The sequence below is a fragment of the Gluconobacter sphaericus NBRC 12467 genome (genome assembly GCF_006539125.1).
Lineage (GTDB): Bacteria > Pseudomonadota > Alphaproteobacteria > Acetobacterales > Acetobacteraceae > Gluconobacter > Gluconobacter sphaericus.
Genome location: NZ_BJMK01000038.1, coordinates 1 through 17,592 on the forward strand (window position 1 = coordinate 1; position 17,592 = coordinate 17,592).

General features: G+C 54.1%; 11 protein-coding genes and 1 pseudogene. 11 read left to right on the plus strand and 1 reads right to left on the minus strand.

Annotation, left to right across the window (positions count from 1 at the left end):
• Window positions 1-435 precede the first annotated feature (435 nt).
• The 11 genes and pseudogenes from GSP01_RS12885 (at window position 436) to GSP01_RS12930 (ending at window position 15,701) form a co-directional block, all read left to right on the plus strand.
• Window positions 436-1,449: a DNA cytosine methyltransferase gene (locus GSP01_RS12885; RefSeq protein WP_141354132.1), complete on the plus strand. Its 1,014-nt coding sequence runs from the start codon at window positions 436-438 to the stop codon at window positions 1,447-1,449.
• Between the two features lie 14 nt (window positions 1,450-1,463).
• Entirely contained in the window at window positions 1,464-2,639 is a 1,176-nt protein-coding gene (locus GSP01_RS12890; RefSeq protein WP_141354134.1) for a restriction endonuclease, read from the plus strand.
• A 939-nt stretch (window positions 2,640-3,578) separates the two neighbouring features.
• Window positions 3,579-3,746: pseudogene (locus GSP01_RS15475) on the plus strand (DUF6538 domain-containing protein); the annotation flags it as partial.
• A gap of 12 nt (window positions 3,747-3,758) precedes the next feature.
• Window positions 3,759-5,228 (plus strand): tyrosine-type recombinase/integrase, encoded by a 1,470-nt coding sequence (locus GSP01_RS12895; protein ID WP_228123997.1) that lies wholly within the window; start codon window positions 3,759-3,761, stop codon window positions 5,226-5,228.
• Window positions 5,229-5,320: 92 nt separating this feature from the next.
• Window positions 5,321-6,931 carry a class I SAM-dependent DNA methyltransferase gene (locus GSP01_RS12900; RefSeq protein ID WP_141354136.1) on the plus strand — a complete coding sequence of 537 codons (1,611 nt, stop codon included), beginning with the start codon at window positions 5,321-5,323 and terminating at the stop codon, window positions 6,929-6,931.
• Window positions 6,928-7,332: a nucleotidyltransferase substrate binding protein gene (locus GSP01_RS12905; RefSeq protein WP_141354138.1), complete on the plus strand. Its 405-nt coding sequence runs from the start codon at window positions 6,928-6,930 to the stop codon at window positions 7,330-7,332. The genes GSP01_RS12900 and GSP01_RS12905 overlap by 4 nt, the downstream gene beginning before the upstream one ends.
• Complete coding sequence (locus GSP01_RS12910) at window positions 7,329-7,646, plus strand: nucleotidyltransferase family protein (RefSeq protein WP_141354140.1); 318 nt, start codon at window positions 7,329-7,331, stop codon at window positions 7,644-7,646. Before GSP01_RS12905 ends, GSP01_RS12910 begins: the two co-directional genes overlap by 4 nt.
• An 11-nt stretch (window positions 7,647-7,657) precedes the next feature.
• Window positions 7,658-8,920 (plus strand): restriction endonuclease subunit S, encoded by a 1,263-nt coding sequence (locus tag GSP01_RS15305; protein ID WP_141354142.1) that lies wholly within the window; start codon window positions 7,658-7,660, stop codon window positions 8,918-8,920.
• On the plus strand, window positions 8,917-12,099 hold the full coding sequence (locus GSP01_RS12920) for a type I restriction endonuclease subunit R (RefSeq protein ID WP_141354144.1): 3,183 nt from the start codon (window positions 8,917-8,919) through the stop codon (window positions 12,097-12,099). The genes GSP01_RS15305 and GSP01_RS12920 overlap by 4 nt, the downstream gene beginning before the upstream one ends.
• Window positions 12,100-12,238: 139 nt before the next feature.
• The gene (locus GSP01_RS12925; protein ID WP_141354146.1) at window positions 12,239-14,074 is read left to right on the plus strand and encodes a dynamin family protein; all 1,836 of its coding nucleotides are present in this window, start codon (window positions 12,239-12,241) and stop codon (window positions 14,072-14,074) included.
• A complete protein-coding gene (locus GSP01_RS12930; protein WP_141354148.1) occupies window positions 14,061-15,701 on the plus strand; it encodes a GTPase in 1,641 nt (546 codons plus the stop codon). The genes GSP01_RS12925 and GSP01_RS12930 overlap by 14 nt, the downstream gene beginning before the upstream one ends.
• A gap of 288 nt (window positions 15,702-15,989) precedes the next feature.
• Here the strand turns inward: GSP01_RS12930 and GSP01_RS12935 are convergent, their stop codons facing one another.
• Window positions 15,990-17,207 (minus strand): YcjF family protein, encoded by a 1,218-nt coding sequence (locus GSP01_RS12935; protein WP_141354150.1) that lies wholly within the window; start codon window positions 17,205-17,207, stop codon window positions 15,990-15,992.
• Window positions 17,208-17,592 lie beyond the last annotated feature (385 nt).

The following is a 17,592-nucleotide window of genomic DNA, read 5'->3' on the forward strand; positions in this document are numbered from 1 at the left end:
AATCCACCCTTCTAAAAACAGAATAGTATGCGCTCATGAGAGCGCAACATAATTCCGCAGAACGAGATGATGACCTGCCTTCGGCCAAAGAAACGACTTCCGCGGCGGCAAACAGATAGGAAGCTACATTATTTATATGACAGCCCCGCGGCGATTTCTGACATGGTTGGCTGCTTGAAAATTGGCATATGAAGCCATCGGAAAAGTGGAATGCGGAAATCACAGCGAACCGACGCCGAGATGCGCACAACTGACATCTCTATGTGCCCAAAGAAGCGGGAAAGGCTGTAGATATGAGAATATCAGACCTGCAAGTGGGTCCGTGGAAGAAGTCACAGCACCTCCGGCGGGTATAGAAAGGGTTGCCGTTTGGTTGCGAGCCTGGCAACCTCACCGCCGAGGATGCGCGAATAGGGAAATCGGGGGGGGGGATTTGTGAAAAAAATCAAAGGGTTGGACTTATTTTGCGGTGCAGGAGGGAGTAGCCTCGGTGCCCGCGCCGCTGGCGTGGAAATAGTCGGAGCAATCGACGCTTGGGACGTAGCCGCCGAAACCTACAAAGATAATTTTCCCCAGGCTGAGGTAATCACTGCCCGTCTTGATGACAACAGCGACACAAGTCTTTTCTCAAGGGTCGATACGGTCGACCTGCTCATCGCCTCACCTGAATGCACGCATCACTCCATCGCTCGCGGCGCCAAGCCACGGTGCGAAACGAGTCGCCGATCGGGCTGGTATGTCATGCCATTCGTTAGGAAGTACGAGCCGCGCTGGATCGTGCTTGAGAACGTCTCAGGCATGAGACGCTGGGATGGCTACAAGGAACTTATCAACGAACTGAGCGAACATTATCACCTGCGTGTCCAGATGCTGGACGCCGCAAATTTCGGTGTCCCTCAGACCCGCAAGCGACTTTTTATTCTTGGCGACCGTCTCCGTAAGCCTGCAAAGATTCTACCGACTGAGTCGTGCAGCCAAGCAAGTGTCATTCTCGACGAGCCATACGCATGGAAGGCGCGTCCCGTGTTCGGAGGCCATCTATCTGAGAACACGATCGCACGAGTAAATCGGGGCATGTCCGAGTTAGGCAAGGGCAAGGATTTCCTGGTTGTTTATTACGGCTCTGATCGAGCAGGAGGATGGCAACCACTGGACAGACCTATCAGAACCCTTACCACTGTGGATCGGTTCGGATTGGTCCGTTGGACTGAAGGCGTGGCGACATTCCGTATGCTGCAAGTGCCAGAACTTCGCCGCGCGATGGGCTATCCCGAAAATGCAAAGCTAGAGCGTGGATCACGTCGTGATCGTGTGAAGCTGCTCGGAAACGGTGTCTGCCCACCGGTCATGCAGGCAGCCGTGACCTCGCTTACCAGCGAGGCACTAAAGGAGTCGGCAACGTTATCGAAGACTCGAAGTGTTAACGGCCGAATGTCGGTCGCAGCCTAGTCAGCCCGCTTCCGATGCGAATATTCAGTCCCAATGAAACGTCGACTGCAGATCTATTGGTCGATGCCGTATATCAGGGCGGACGCCAGGGGGGCGCTGGGGACGATCCACTTCCAAACCTAGTGGGGGTCAGTACAGGGGGCGGCTTCCGCTACAGGGGGCGGATCGACCAATTGCAACTTGTCGTCTTGACCTCGAACAAGCGCGATCCCGACTGGCCCGATGCGCTTGATCGGGAAACGGGCGTCTATACCTACTACGGTGACAACAAGACTCCAGGCCGAGCACTTCATGAAACACCACGCCGTGGGAATGCACTGCTCCAACGCATCTTTGAAGATGCGCAAGGCGGAGAAGCAGGCCGCCAAAAGGTGCCCCCTGTCTTGGTATTCACTTCGGCCGGAGAATGGCGCGACATGATCTTTCTAGGACTTGGAGTGCCGGGCGTGGCTGGGCAGCGCCCAGCGGAAGATCTCGTAGCGGTTTGGCGCACGAGGAATGACAATCGCTTCCAGAACTATCGGGCACGCTTTACGATTCTTCGGACTGAAAATGTTGCACGCACCTGGATCGAGAGCATCATAGCGGGCAGACCTAACGCCTCTTTAGCCCCACCAGTTTGGACGACATGGGTTGAAACAGGCCGGGTGATACCGCTTCTAGCTCCACGCACGATCCAGCATCGTAGACGCGCTGAGCAGTTCCCTTCTGATCCGATCGGGAAAGAGATGATCACGATCATCCATAGCTTTTTCGCCGATAACCCGCATGACTTCGAGCAGTGCGCTGCTGAACTCGCGCGAATGATGGTGCCCGATATAGCTAGCCTCGACCTCACCAGACGATCGAGAGATGGCGGCCGGGACGGGATCGGACAGATGAGGATTGGCACAGGAGCAAGTGCAATCCTTGTAGATTTTGCACTCGAAGCTAAGTGCTATGCAGCTTCACATGCCGTTGGAGTCCGGGAGATGTCACGTCTGATTTCTAGGCTACGCCACAGGCAGTTTGGCATTCTCGTCACGACGAGCTGCGTTGATGAGCAAGCGTACAAGGAAATTAAGGAAGACGAACATCCCATTCTGGTGATCTCAGCAGGTGACATCGTCCGTCTACTCAAGGACACAGGCTATGGAACACCCACTGCGGTCAGATCGTGGCTAGAAAGATCCTTTCCCTCTTCTTTATGAAAAATTTCGCCCTGCAAAATTTGTCTAATCGCTATTAAACATCTATTATTTTTTGAAGAAAATATTTTAGAGTATTCATTCATACCAAAAACAAACCCATCTAAACAACTATCTACCGCCTATATGGCCACAAGCAGTTCTCTACTTCAAATGCCTGAGAGTACACCTTTATAATCCCGCAACATTAAATCTATTTTCAGTGCATGAAAGACGAGGAAAAAGCTTTATCTGAGGAAAAGAGAATAGCGGATATACCGCTTTCCCCATTCGGATTAGAGCTCCGAGCGTGACAAGCTCTACCAAATCACACGTAGCCGTAGCGGAAGTCGTTCATGTAATCGACCAATAATTCTCAGCATTCGGACCATCCTGAAATCCATCAGATCCTTTTGCCCAAACGCTGAATCGCATACACGACGCCTGAACCCTTCAAGAACTGCGTTTTCAGGTCATGCAAACAGATTTTCTCAAACTGAAAATACGGCCAGTCTGGAAGCTACCAATTCTAACGCATGATCGATACCTCAAGATCGTATCGATCATTTTACCCAAGTTTTATGATTGATCGAAGTCTGATTTATCCATCATCCGACATGACGACTTTCCCGCAAAGAGACCCAAAATAACCCGCAGCAACCCGTAACGATTACGCAACAGTATATCCCATTTCCCTACCCCAATATAAACACCACAACAGAATCCTTGACGCACCTCATTTTTTCTCCAAACCTGTTCTCCATAATGTTCACTGAGAAGAGCGTCATATCCGCAGTTTTCTGCTGAAATTGAGAGCCTCCCAACACCCCAAAAATGTTGCGGAGCAGGTTCGAGTCCCGCAGCTCGCACCACTAACCCATTGAAAATGCAGAGAAAAACGCACCTCGGCGTTAAAGTGGGCGTTTATCCCACAGTCTTTCCCAGAATGGGAGAGTTAGACGCATGCTGCGAATCGTCGGATCGCAATATTATTTTCGGCGTTCTGTCCCGCTAGACCTCCGGGCTTGGTTAGGTAGAGGCGAGGTATCGCATCCCCTGAAAACCTCCAGTAAGCTTGTCGCACGGCAAAAAGCGGCTCTGCTGTACGCCAAAACGGGCCAGTGTTTTCAGGAGATTCGGCGCATGACGACAGAGCCAACACAAAAAGCCCTGACCGCTGTCGATATCATCCGTTTTTACGAGCAGTTCGTGAAGGATTGGGAAAACTATCACAACGTCCGGCTGAAAGAAGAAGAGGCCAAACATGAGGTCGAAATGGCTCAACAGGCGCTCCGGACAAAAGCCTACACGCAGCAAGTCGATAGTTTTGTGGATGTCATTGCAGGGCATTTCGAACAGACCGACGCTTTCCTCAATACTTTGAGGCAGACACAGGCACTGCATACGGCCGTCACGCAGACCCGCGAGGCTATGCTGCGTGATGAAATCGCGGGCCTGCGAAAACTTGTCGTCGATATCAAAGCTTCAAGCGGCGCTATCGCGTCTGTGGCTACCCCCGCCATTGACGAGGGGCACGAAGACGAACCGCCTGAAGCCTTGCTCTCCCCCGTCACAACGAAACGCAAGAACGCCAAGTCCCAGACCATCAGCGCTATGGCCCAGCGCTTTATCCTGAATGACGCAAGCAAAAGCGCAGACACGATAAAGGGAACGAAAACAACGCTCGACCTGTTCATCGAAGCGTTCGGGGATCTGCCCGTCGGGCAAGTATCAGGCACAACAGCTGGCGACTTTCACGATTTGCTCCTTGGGCTTCCGGCAACTCACGGAAAATCCAAGAACCGCCTCCCTATTCGAAAAGCGGTAGAGGCCGCGAAAGAGCAAGGACTGGAAACGGTCAGCGGTAAGACCGCGAAAAACCACTTCTCTCGGCTATCGTCGCTCTGGTCCGTACTCGTTCAACGCGAAATCGTTGCCAAAAACCCTTGGTCACAGTGGTCCTTCAATACGAACAAAAAGACAGAAAGACGCTGCTGGACCGACGAAGAGCTGGCCCTGCTTACACCGGACCAATGGGAGCATCGCGGCATTTCCCGTCGCACCTATGCAGGAATGGTCAACGTCGCGCTCTACACCGGCTTACGATTGGGCGAAATCTGCAATCTACGCGGCCAAGACATAGAGAATATCCAAGGTGTGGCGTGCTTCCATGTCCGCCCCCATCCAGAGGACGGCTGGTCTCCGAAATCTGCCGCAGGAACACGGCTCGTTCCCATCCACTCCCAGCTCATTAAGGCGGGCATCATGAGCTTTTTGAAGCCCGACCAGCACTTTCTCTTCCCGGACCTCCCGACATCAAGCGAAGGTGTCAGGGGCGCCGCGTTCGGACAGGCGTTCTCAAAACTGAAGACGAAGCTCGACCTTCCCGCTGAGATTACATTCCACAGTTTCCGGCACACGGTCTCCACGAAGCTACGCAATCAGAATGCGAGCTTTCGGGAGTTATGGATTGACCGAGTGCTAGGACATGAGGCGTCACACCGCAGTCAGGGGACGATGAACTACACAAGTTCTATCAACGCGCAGAACCTGAAAAGCGTTATCGAAGCGCTGGAATTCTCAACGTTCAGGTTAGACATTCCGGAGATTTGAAAGACACCCCAAGGTTGAAGCAAGTCTCGACGCGTGTGGTTCTATCAGGCAGATTGTAACGACGTGTTTTGTCTGTTTGAAAGTCTGCCCTGATGCCCCGTGGTCGCCCTCGCAAGAACCCGGATGCCGAGCCCGCCCCAAAGAAGACGCCTCGGGCAAAAGCCAAAGGGACAGCCGCTACTCTCGGCTTCGAACAACAGATGTTTCTGGCGGCAGACAAGCTGCGCAAGAACCTCGAACCATCAGACTATAAACACGTCGCGCTTGGGCTGATCTTCCTACGTTATATCTCCACGGCGTTTGAAGCCCATCATGCCATCCTGCTGCATGATGATCCGGCAGCCGCAGAAGACCCCGATGAGTATCTGGCTGAGAATATCTTCTGGGTGCCAGAGACCGCCCGATGGTCGCATCTTCAGGCCAATGCCCGCTCTCCCGGCATCGGTAAACTGATTGATGAGGCCATGCTGGCCATTGAAAAGGCCAACCCGGAGCAGTTGAAGGGCGTGTTGCCCAAGGACTACGGACGCCCTGCCCTTGATAGTGTCATGCTGGGTGAACTGGTCGACCTCATCTCCGACATCGGCATGGGCGGTAGTGAGGATCAGGCCCGCGATGTGCTGGGACGCGTCTATGAATACTTCCTCGGCGGCTTTGCCGGTGCCGAAGGCAAGCGCGGGGGCGAGTTCTATACCCCGTCCAGTGTCGTTCGGACGCTGGTCTCCATGCTCGAACCCTATAAGGGCCGCGTCTATGACCCCTGCTGCGGGTCTGGGGGCATGTTCGTGCAATCCGAACGGTTCGTGGAAAGCCACGGCGGCAAGCTGGGCGACATCGCCATTTACGGGCAGGAAAGCAACCACACCACCTGGCGTCTGGCGAAAATGAACCTCGCCGTCCGGGGCATCGGCGCGGACATCCGCTGGAACAATGAAGGCAGCTTCCTGCGGGATGAACTCAAAGACCTGCGCTTTGATACCATCCTCGCCAACCCGCCCTTCAACATCTCCGACTGGTGGAATGCCTCACTGGAGGAAGACCCGCGCTGGCAGTATGGCAAACCCCCTGCTGGAAATGCCAACTATGCCTGGCTGCAACATATCCTGTGGCACCTTGCGCCGAACGGAACGGCAGGTGTGGTTTTGGCCAATGGCTCCATGTCGTCAAACCAGAACAGCGAGGGCGAAATCCGCCGCCGGATGGTCGAGGCTGACACTGTAGATTGCATGGTCGCACTTCCCGGTCAGCTGTTCTATTCCACCCAGATTCCAGCCTGTCTCTGGTTCCTGACCCGGACCAAAAACCAGAAGGGCTGGCGGGACCGTCGCGGGGAAATACTCTTCATCGATGCCCGCAAGCTCGGCACGATGGTGGACAGAACCCGTCGGGAACTGACGGATGCTGATGTTGCGCGTATTGCAGACACCTATCACGCATGGCGTGGCGAGAAGAATGCGTCTTCCTATGAAGACGTTCCCGGCTTCTGCAAATCCGTTACGCTTGACGAGGTTGAGAAGCACGGCTTTGTGCTGACACCCGGCCGCTATGTCGGCACGGAAGAGGCCGAAGAAGACAGCGTACCTTTTAGTGAACGCTTCGCTGCATTGGAAAAGACCCTTCAAGAACAGTTCCGTCAGGGCGAGGAGCTGAACACCAAAATCGCGACCTCTCTCAAGCTGATTATCCCGCAGGAGGGATCATGACCCTGTATCTCATCCCATTAGAGCGGGCGCTCAATCGCCTGAAAGAAGGGTGGGAGCGCCATGTGGCGCATCCGGACGATGAGCAGTTGCGTGACGGGCTGATCCAGCGTTTCGAATTCACTTATGAGTTGAGCCATAAAACGCTCAAACGCTTTCTCGAAGCCAATGCGGCCTCGCCGGAAGAATATGACCGGATGGGCTTTCCGGACCTCATCCGCTCTGCCAATGAAGCGGGACTGCTGAAAAGTGCATGGCCGCAATGGAGCGTGTTTCGCAAAATGCGCAACATGACCAGCCATACCTATAATGAGGCATCCGCAAAGCAGGTCGTGGCGGAAATTCCGGCATTTATCGAGGAAGCTGCATTTATGCTGGCTGTTCTGAAAGAACGGACGGCGTGACAGATCAAATCGACATCACACCCGAAGAACGGGCCATCGTTCTGCGTATTCTCAACGAGATTGTGCCTGATCGCGACGTGCGGGCGTTTGGGTCGCGTGTGACGGGAAAGGCCAAGCCGTTCTCGGATCTGGATCTGGCGATTATGGGAGATGAACCGTTGCCGCTGGAGACGCGGGCGCGGCTGGAAGAGGCGTTTGCAGAGTCCGAATTGCCGTGGAAGGTCGATGTGATGGATTGGGCGCAGGCAGATACGGAATTTCGTCTATATATCCACAAAAAATCTTATCCCATGTTAAATGCTTCAAAGAAGTAAGATAAAACACCATGGATATAATAAGCGCCCCATTCAATGATCTTCTGTCGTTTGTTGTCGACAACCGTGGGAGAACATGCCCAACATCAGAAATAGGTTTCCCCTTAATCGCAACAAATTGTGTTTCCAATCAAGCATTGTATCCATCCAAAGAGAACGTTCGTTATGTCGACAAAAATACATACAATGAATGGTTCCGAGCGCACCCAAAACCAAATGATATATTGTTTGTTCTCAAAGGTTCTCCCGGACGGTGTGCATTAGTTCCAGATCCTGTGGATTTTTGCATAGCTCAAGATATGGTAGCTCTTCGGGCAAACAAACAAAAAGTAGATCCAAATTATTTATTTGCAGCACTCCGATCCCCTCTCATCCAAGATGCGATAGACCGTATGCATGTCGGGACTATGATCCCGCATTTTAAAAAAAGTGATTTTTCTAAACTTTCAATTCCATTGCCTCATAAAAACACTCAAAAATTTATCGGCGATATTTACATGGAGTTTGAAAAAAAGATCGACCTCAACCGTCGGACGAACGAGACGCTGGAGGCGATGGCGCGGGCGTTGTTTCGGGATTGGTTTGTCGATTTCGGACCGACACGCGCAAAAATGGCCGGGCAAGCGCCTTATCTCACCCCCGAAATCTGGGAGCTTTTCCCCGACAGGCTGGATGATGAGGGGAAGCCGGAGGGGTGGGATGATAGTCTTGTTGGCAGACAATTTGATGTCACGATGGGACAATCCCCTCCGGGCGACACATATAATCCAGACGGGATCGGCATTCCTTTTTATCAAGGGAAAACAGATTTTGGTGCAGTTTTCCCGCAACGTAGGATGTATTGTACCGCACCTACCCGGTTCGCAAATACCCTAGACAGCCTGGTAAGCGTCAGAGCGCCTGTTGGCGATGTCAATCTTTCTGAAGAAAAGTGCTGCATTGGACGGGGGCTCGCCTCTGTTCGCCATCCGCAAAATCTTCCTTACTACACTTATTTTACCATGAAATTTCTACGAGACGTGTTCTCATCTTTCGAAAGCAATGGGACAGTTTTTGGGTCTATAAACAAAAAACAATTCGAAGAATTATCTGTCATCGAGAGTGGATTCGAAAAATTATTTGAAAGGCAAGTGATGCCTACTTGTTCTAAAATTGTAGCAAACGAAACGGAAAATCGTAATCTCGCCCAACTCCGCGACCTCCTCCTCCCCAAGCTGATGTCCGGCGAAATCCGCATTCGTGACGCCAAGAAAATGGTGGCCGACGCTCTATGAGTTTCCTGTCCGAAAACGAGATCGAGGATTGGGCCTGCGATATCCTGCGGGAATGTGGCTACACCGTCACCACCGGACCGGAGATTTCCCCCGGCGGCGCCCATCCCGAACGCGCCTCGTTATCGGACGTTATTCTGACTGGGCGGCTGCGGACTGCCATCGATCGCCTGAACCCGCATCTCTCGCAAGCCGCACGAGACGAAGCCCTGCTGGCGCTGCGCCGTGAAGATACGCCAGATGTCGTAGACGAGAACCGCCGCCTACATTTCTATCTGGTCGACGGGGTTCCTGTAGACGTCGTACGGGAAGATGGCACACAATCTGGCGACCGGGCGCGACTGCTGGATTTTGAGCATCCCGAGCGCAACGACTTCCTCGCCGTGCGTCAGTTCGTGGTCGAAAAAAACGAGGCAAACCGGCGGCCGGATATCGTTCTCTTCGTCAACGGCCTGCCTCTGGGCGTAATTGAATTAAAAAGCCCAAGTTCCGAACACGCCACGCTGGATTCCGCATGGAATCAGTTCCAGACTTATCGATCCTTTATCCCATCCCTGTTCCGCTTCAACGAAGTGCTGGTGATCTCGGACGGTACGGAGGCCCGCGTTGGCTCTCTCACAGCCGACCGTGAACGCTTCATGCCATGGCGAACAATCGATGGCGAGAAGCTGGAGCCGAAGAACCATCAGGAGATGGAAACCGTCTTGCGAGGCGTATTCACGCCATGCTGGCTTTTAGCACTGGTGCGGGATTTCGTGCTGTTCACGGAAAAAGATGGCAGCCCGATCAAGATCCTTGCCGCCTATCACCAGTTCCATGCCTGCCGGAAAGCCGTAACGCATACCGTCCGGGCCACGGCACAGGGTGGCGACCGCAAAGCGGGGGTCATCTGGCATACGCAAGGCTCGGGCAAAAGCCTTCTAATGACGTTCTATGCTGGCGTCATCGCCCGCCATCCCGAGATGGAAAACCCGACCATCATCGTCCTGACGGACCGTAACGATCTGGACGATCAGTTATTCGCAACCTTCTCCGGTGCACAGGCCCTTCTGCGGCAGACACCAGAACAGGCTGATAGCCGCGACGATCTGCGCAGACTGCTCCGGCGGGCATCCGGTGGCGTCATTTTCACCACACTGCAGAAGTTCCAACCCGAAGGTGACGAAGAGAGCGTTCCGCTTCTGACGGACCGCCGCAACATCGTGGTCATGGCGGATGAGGCGCATCGCAGCCAGTATGGGCTGGATGCAAAGTTTAATCGTGAGACAGGCAAGGTTTCTTACGGCTTTGCCAAGCATCTGCGTGATGCTCTGCCCAATGCGTCCTTCATCGGTTTTACGGGAACACCGATTGAAACTGCCGACGCCAACACGCGCGGCATTTTCGGCGATTACATCGACATTTACGACATTGCCCGGGCAGTGGAAGATGGCGCAACTGTGCCAATTTACTATGAGAGCCGCCTCGTCCGCATTGAACTGGATGAGGACGTTAAGGGCGAGCTTGACGACGAACTGGCCGATATTGTCGAAGGACTGTCAGAGAGCGAAGAGCACAAACTCAGCCAGAAATACTCACGGGTAGAGGCTCTGGTTGGTGCGGAACCACGCCTGCGCCGCATCGCACAGGATCTGGTCCAGCATTTTGAAAATCGCCTTGAGGCGCTGGACGGCAAGGGCATGATCGTGGGTATGAGCCGTGCGATCTGCGTGGCGCTTTACGACGAAATCATCCGCCTTCGTCCAGACTGGCACAGCGATGATGACACTGGAGGCGTCATCAAGATCGTGATGACGGGCAGTTCCTCTGATCCCTCCAGCTTTCAGCAGCATATCGGCAAACGTCCGAAAGTCCGCCGCGAATTACTGGCCAAGCGGATGAAAGACAATTCCGACCCGCTGAAATTGGTGATTGTCCGAGATATGTGGCTGACGGGTTTTGACGTGCCGTCCATGCATACGATGTATGTGGACAAGCCGATGCGGGGGCATGGACTGATGCAGGCGATTGCCCGCGTCAACCGCGTCTTCAAGGGCAAGCCCGGTGGTCTGGTCGTGGACTATATCGGTCTGGCTCAGAACCTGAAGGCGGCTCTGGGAGAATATTCGGCTGGAGACCGGGAGCAGGTCGGTATTGATGAGGCCGAGGCGATCCGGGCTCTTCAGGAACGCTATGAAATTGTCCGGGCCATGTTCAACCCTGAACAGGCCAGTGGGTTCGATTATCGTCCGGCTCTACTCCCTGGTACCTCGCCAAAAATAAAGCTCTCCATTATGGCGGGGGCTCTCGATCATATTTTGGGAGAGCAGCAGAAAGAAGCTGCACGCGCCACAAGCGACGAAGCCCGAAAGGCTGCGCAGAAACGCTTTCCAGATGCTGTTAAGACGCTTTCTGTAGCATTTGCACTGGCTTCGGCCAGTGAGCAGGCTGCGGCGTTACGCGATGAAGTCGGATTTTTCGAGGCTGTTCGTGCCGCGTTGGTCAAACAAAGCGGCGACGATTCAGACCGGGTCAGCCCCCAGGAACGCGAACTGGCGATCAAGCAACTGGTCAGCCGGGCCGTCGTCTCAACGGATATCATCGACATCATGGAAGCCGCAGGGATTGGTCGGCCGGACATTTCCATCCTGTCCGACGGATTTCTTCAGGAAGTCCGGGAGATGCCCCAGCGCAATCTGGCCATCGAAGCCTTGCGAAAGCTTCTGGAGGGCCAGATACGCAGCCGCAGCCGTTCAAACCTGACAGAAGCCGAGGCTTTCTCCGCCCGGCTGGAACAGGCCGTGGGCCGATACCATTCCAATGCTCTGACCTCTGTGCAGATTCTAGATGAACTGATCCGACTGGCACAAGAAATGGCCGCGGCTCGTGCCCGAGGAGAAGAACTGGGCCTCACCCCAGAGGAGGTCGCGTTTTACGATGCCCTCGCCCGCAATGAGAGTGCCCGTGATGCGATGGGAGATCCAAGGTTGCGCGTGATTGCGGCTGCCCTGGTCAAAACGATCCGAGAAAATGCAACCGTCGATTGGAACGTCATGGCCCCAACACGGGCCAGAATGCGTACGGCCGTCAAACGCCTGCTACGAAAATACGGCTACCCCCCTGATATGCAGGATGAGGCCGTGCAGAATATTCTGCGGCAGGCGGAGGAATTTGCTCCGCTATGGGCGGCCGCTATAAAATAAATCACCGCAAACATTACATTTGGAGTAGAGGAGTTAAAACACCCCTTCCCCAGTCGATATAAAATCATTAAAACATTGATATCATTGTACCCATAAAGTATTCAAAAGAAATTTTTCCAACCTTTCACTCGCAGAACTGATGCCCCATTCTACCAGCCCACTGAAGCTAAGAAGCCGCAGCCAACTTCTGTCATGCGTTGCCGAGTTGGATGGGGAGAGCGTCGGTACAGGCACTGGCCACTATCTACATATCCTCCGTCAGGTTGAGAGCGAACTCTCACGAACTTTTAAAGCCCTCGAAGAGGACGGAGCCAGCCTGAGGCAACCTGCCGCTTCTTCGAAAGAGGACTCTTTGTCACTCTATGCCGCCCGTCAGGAATGGATGACGTCCATCGGTGACATCCGGGCGCGTTGGGACCAGTCATTTTCCGCCTTCAAGAAGCGCGGTGATTTCTACCTCCGGCGCGGGCAGGGCAGGATGGTCTGCGTCTTCGGAAAGGTAAAAGCCGGCAAATCCTCGCTTGGCAACTATGTCGCCTACGGGACGGACACTCCGACACCGGAAATCAAGGAGACTGCCCAGCCAAGGCCCGAGTTCTTCTTTGAGGACAGCAGCGGCCTGAACGAGAAGATGTCTGCGGACATCATGGCGCAGCAGCGGCAGTTCGGCGTCGGCATTGCTGAAACCACGTCATCCATTCAGGGATTTTCCCTTCCAGGTTTCACATGGGTGGACACGCCTGGTGTTGATTCCCCCAACGCGTCCAATGGAGACCTGGCCTACCAGTACATCGACGCGTGTGACCTCATCGTCTTCACCCTGAGTTCCGGCAGTCCGCAACGTGCGTCTGACCGAGATAAGATTGTATCCTTCCTGCGCCGCGGGAAACCGTTCGTGCTGGTCATTACGGCCAGTGATGACGTTGTAGAGGATGAGACCCCCGAGGGAGAATTCATCAGAGTCCTCGCCATGAAGTCCGATTTTGTCCGCAAGGAACAGTGCAGGCGGATGAAGGCTTTCGTAGAGGATGCGCTGACGCCGGAAGAGGTCAGTCGTGCCGATTTCTCCGTCGTCTCGGTGTCGGCCCGCTATGCCTGCGTCGGCAATGGCACACAGGAGGGGCGCTGGGCTGATAGTGGCATGCAGGAGTTCTTTACGGACCTGTTCGACACCTTCCAGGCTCAGGGGACGAGTGTCCGTGAAAAGACCGCATTGCGGGATGTGCGGGACTGCCTGAAAGAAACCCTCGACACCCTGAATGAATTTGAAGTCCCCAGTAAAGCGTTTGCCGGCGTTATCGAGGAGAGACAGAAGTGGCTTGAGAAGCAGCTGAGGGACCTCAAGGCGGAAACCACTCCCGTACTGGATAGGCTGACCGAAGACCTGGCTGAGGTGTTCGCCACCAAAAAGCAGAACCCGCTCTATCGCGACACCCTGCGACGCGCCTTCATCAGTCTGATGGCAAAGGTTGCGACCGACTTCAACAGGGAGATTGGGCGGCCTCCTCATGGCGTGCCGGAGTTCACGCTTTCACGTCATTCCGGAATCCCGGACTTCCAGGACATCTTCGCCACGACCAAGCACGAGAGCAAACTCGGCAGCAATATCGGGAATGCACTCGGCTCTCTGGCTGGAGGCCTGGCGGGACTGGCAGGCGGACCGGTCGGCGCAATAGCGGGTGGATTCCTGGGTTCGGCTGCCGGAGAAGGATTGGGCGGCTTCTTTAATGAAACAACCGAGAACAAGGTCAAGACCGGGGACAATCTTCAGGCCGTCATCAGCAACTCCAAACATCAGATGGCCATCTGGCTGAATGAAGCCGTCGCCCAGCTGGAGGCCCGCACGAAAGACTGGCTGAACAAGGGCACAGCCTCCTCCCTGAAGACGCTGAGAAAAGAAACAGGTCAGATGATAAGCGCCGTATCCGGCAGTCTTGAGCACCTCAACAAGGATTTCGACAATGGCAACGCCTGAATTCGCTCCCATCCTGGACACCTTCAGCAGGGTCAGGCCGTTGATTGACCGTTGGCTGGGTGGCGATGCCAGCAGTGAAATGGCGGCCGCACTGGAGGAAAAATCCAAGACAGACCGCCCCCGCATCATGGTCTACGGCGTCTACAACGCAGGCAAGAGCACGCTGCTCAATGCCCTGATTGGGGAAGACAGGGCTGCCATGGCGGACTGGCCGGAAACGGCTGTCGTCAAGGGATATGAATGGCATGGATACACCCTGCTGGATACGCCGGGCATTGATGCGCCCATCGAGCACGAGAAGGTCACCGAGGAATCACTGAACCGCAGTGATGTCGTCCTTATGGTGGTCTCCACCGGCGGTGTCGCAGCCGAAAGCGCAACATGGGAGGAGCTGACGGACCTGGTGTCACGCGGCCGGCGGGTCATGGTCGTCCTGAATGACAAGATGAGCCTCGAGCCCGGCAGCACGGATTACCTGACCGTCATCAGCAGTGCGCAGGCCCACATGCAGGAGGCTGCTGAAAAGGCCGGCATCAAGGACGTCGTCGAGAAGGTGGACATCTGCATCGTCAACGCCCGGAGTGCGCTGAAGGGCCGGATGGAGAACAAGCCCACCCTCATTAAAAGAAGCGGCCTAGTGGAGCTGGAAAAGAAACTCTTCGCCTTCTTCGAGCAGTGCAATTTCGCTGACGTTTGCCGGTCTGCCGCCAGGGATGTCCTGGGGCTGATAAACAGGACCGCCACGGCCATGGAAGAGAAGGCCGGCGACGATGAAAGCCGGAGCGTGGAAGAGCTGGCCCAGGCCGTCAGCAAGAGCCGTGAGCAGACCATTCTCAAGGCCCGCTCCAGGCTTGAGAACATCGTGCAGAACTCCCGCTCGAGAGTGGTCTCCTTCTGTCGCTCCAAGGCAGAAAACCCGGACATGCCTGATGACGAGCTTGGGGCCATCACCACGCGCATGGTCGACAACCTGTCTACCTTCCTGGAGGATACGCTGGCCGAGGAATTCCAGAACCTGGACCAGGATGTGGAGAAGGTGGCCCGTTTCGCAGCCCGGGGGCGGGCCGGTGGCGGCACGATAAACATAGACCCTCTAGAAGGGGCAACCGGAAATGGCTACAGCCAGCATTTCTCCAAGTTCGGACAAACTCTGGGTGAAGGTATCAAGGCTGTTGATCCTGAACACATGACATCCGCGGTCAAGAGCGTGCTGATGTTCGGTAAGAACCTCTCAAAGACGGATATGGGCAAGTTCCTCAAGCCCCTGTTCCACGGCAAGGGGGTCGTCAAGCTTGGAAACACCGCCTCAAAAATCAGCAAGGGTATCGGCCCGGCGCTGACAGTTCTGACAAGTGCAGTCAGCATCGGCATGGCCATCAAAGAGGATATTGATGCGCGCCGGGCGCAGGAGAGGCTGGCAAAGGCCATCGACGACGCTGCCGCCACATATCTCGCCGAGTTCAAGGATGAAGCCAGCGGCTGGGTCACCGAACACGTAAAGTCGGTCTTCTCCAACCTGGATAAGAGCGTCAAGGAACGCCAGAAGGAGGTTTTCTCCGAGAATGAAGCTCTTAGGCAGGACCGCGAAATCCTGACCGGGGCAAAGCTGGCCCTCGCTGATTACTGAGGCCTAATGCGCTCCTGTCAACTCTGCGCATGAGAGGTATCCGTAAATTTATCACGAGGGGCTTTCCAGAAGCCGACGATGATAAAATCCAACACAAAAAACGATGCACGGGATAAATTTATGACACATAACCTGCGGAGGCAGGTTATTCGTTAGAAGAGCAAATCCTGCGCTGAAGTTGTCTCGCCCTCGACATTGAAAATCCTGGATCAAACCCGCCACCTTAAAATAGAAAACCCTAAATTCTGGCAGACAGAATGGCCCGTCTACCAGGATCAGAAATTTCTTTTACTTGTCTTTCTTCTTTCTACGAATAACCTCGGCAAGGTTATTGAATGCAAGTTCTGGAGTGATATTCACCGAATCACCTTTGGCTATGGCTTCCCGTGCCATAGCGTTGAGAACGTCGATATAGGACTCACCAATCATCTTGGTAACAAAGCCCGCAGAAGTACCCGAGATAATACCCCCAACTATCGTCCCTCCTACGGGTACAAGTTTGAAGAATCCCCCAACCACGGAGCGCGCAACCATGCCCGTCAACAACGGAGCTGCTACGGCCATGATAACGTTCTTCCAGTTTGTACCCTCTGTTTTTACACCATAATGGTTTCCAATCTTGTACAGCATGATGCTCTGGATTGGTGAAAGAGAGAGCATATCCGAGCCCGGAAGAGGAGCTGCTGCGGCGGCTGTCGCAGCGGCAGTCGCCCAGTTGACAACTTCCCTAGCGGCGTCTTCCTTGAGCCTCAAGGCTGTTTCATTGCGTACATTGAGGGCCTGGATGAAAGCGTTCTGTTTTCCCTGAGCCAGATGCCTCTCTGTGGCCTGAATCAGAGTATCCAAGCCTTTGGGCTTCTTGAAGATGATGTTGCCGTCATCATCTTCATCTTCTTCTGCCTCCGAGCGTACAAGCACGATGTCCTTAATGAACGTCCCCGACTTTTCCAGGATGTAGTCACGGAGTTTGGCTTCTTTCGAGTCTTCTCTGAAACTATCACCCCGGAAAATCCGTCCCTTGGTGATGATGACGACTACCGGGATGCCGGCCTCGCTCAGTATCTGGACAATGTTCGCCTCACCTTCTTCGTAACGGGCGCCATCACCTGCAACGCAATACCAAGCAAAATGTACGGCATCTTTCTCATCACCAGTGCGAATACTTTGTTCGACGTAGGACTTCAGGTCATCGACAATTTCCTCGTAATCCTCGCCTTCGAGCCCCTTAGAATCAGCGATGATGAGCGGAAAGTTCTCACGCTCAAACTCTGTAATCTCCTGAGTAACAGGCTGACCTACACCAACTTTTGCCAAGTCCTCAGAGAATATGGCGTTGAGGAGCGTGCTCTTACCGACCCCAGTCTTTCCGGCAATCAGTATCCGAGCCTTACCTTCATTGCGGTCCTTGTCGACGGCCTGACCGACCATCAAACGTGCTTTCTTCAGAATGTTGTCGGTTACATCAGACATATCAGGCTTCACAATGCGCTCCGTCAGAGAATTCATGACAACGTGTCACCAGAAACATACTGAAATAATAAAAAACTCAAAGGGATAAAATACAGGTGCGGGGGTCGAAGACCCGTTATTTGATGCGGCTTTGTTCTAATTTCTAAGTTGTGGTTTGAACCGCTTCAAAATTGTTGGAGACGTATCTGCAGACGTCACGCAGTATGTCCGCTTTTAGAAAGCTGGCAACTAAACCTCGACGTCGAAAATGAGTACGTAGGCGCTCACATGGTTTCTCATTTCCTATGGAGATGGCGAAGAGTTGGGTGACGTCTTCTTTAGCAATGCCATTGGCTGAGACCCTCGATTGATATCAGAACGATGAACAGGCGTCAGTGATACCGGCGTATCCCTGTTGTAAAACCGATCCAGCTCACTCAGA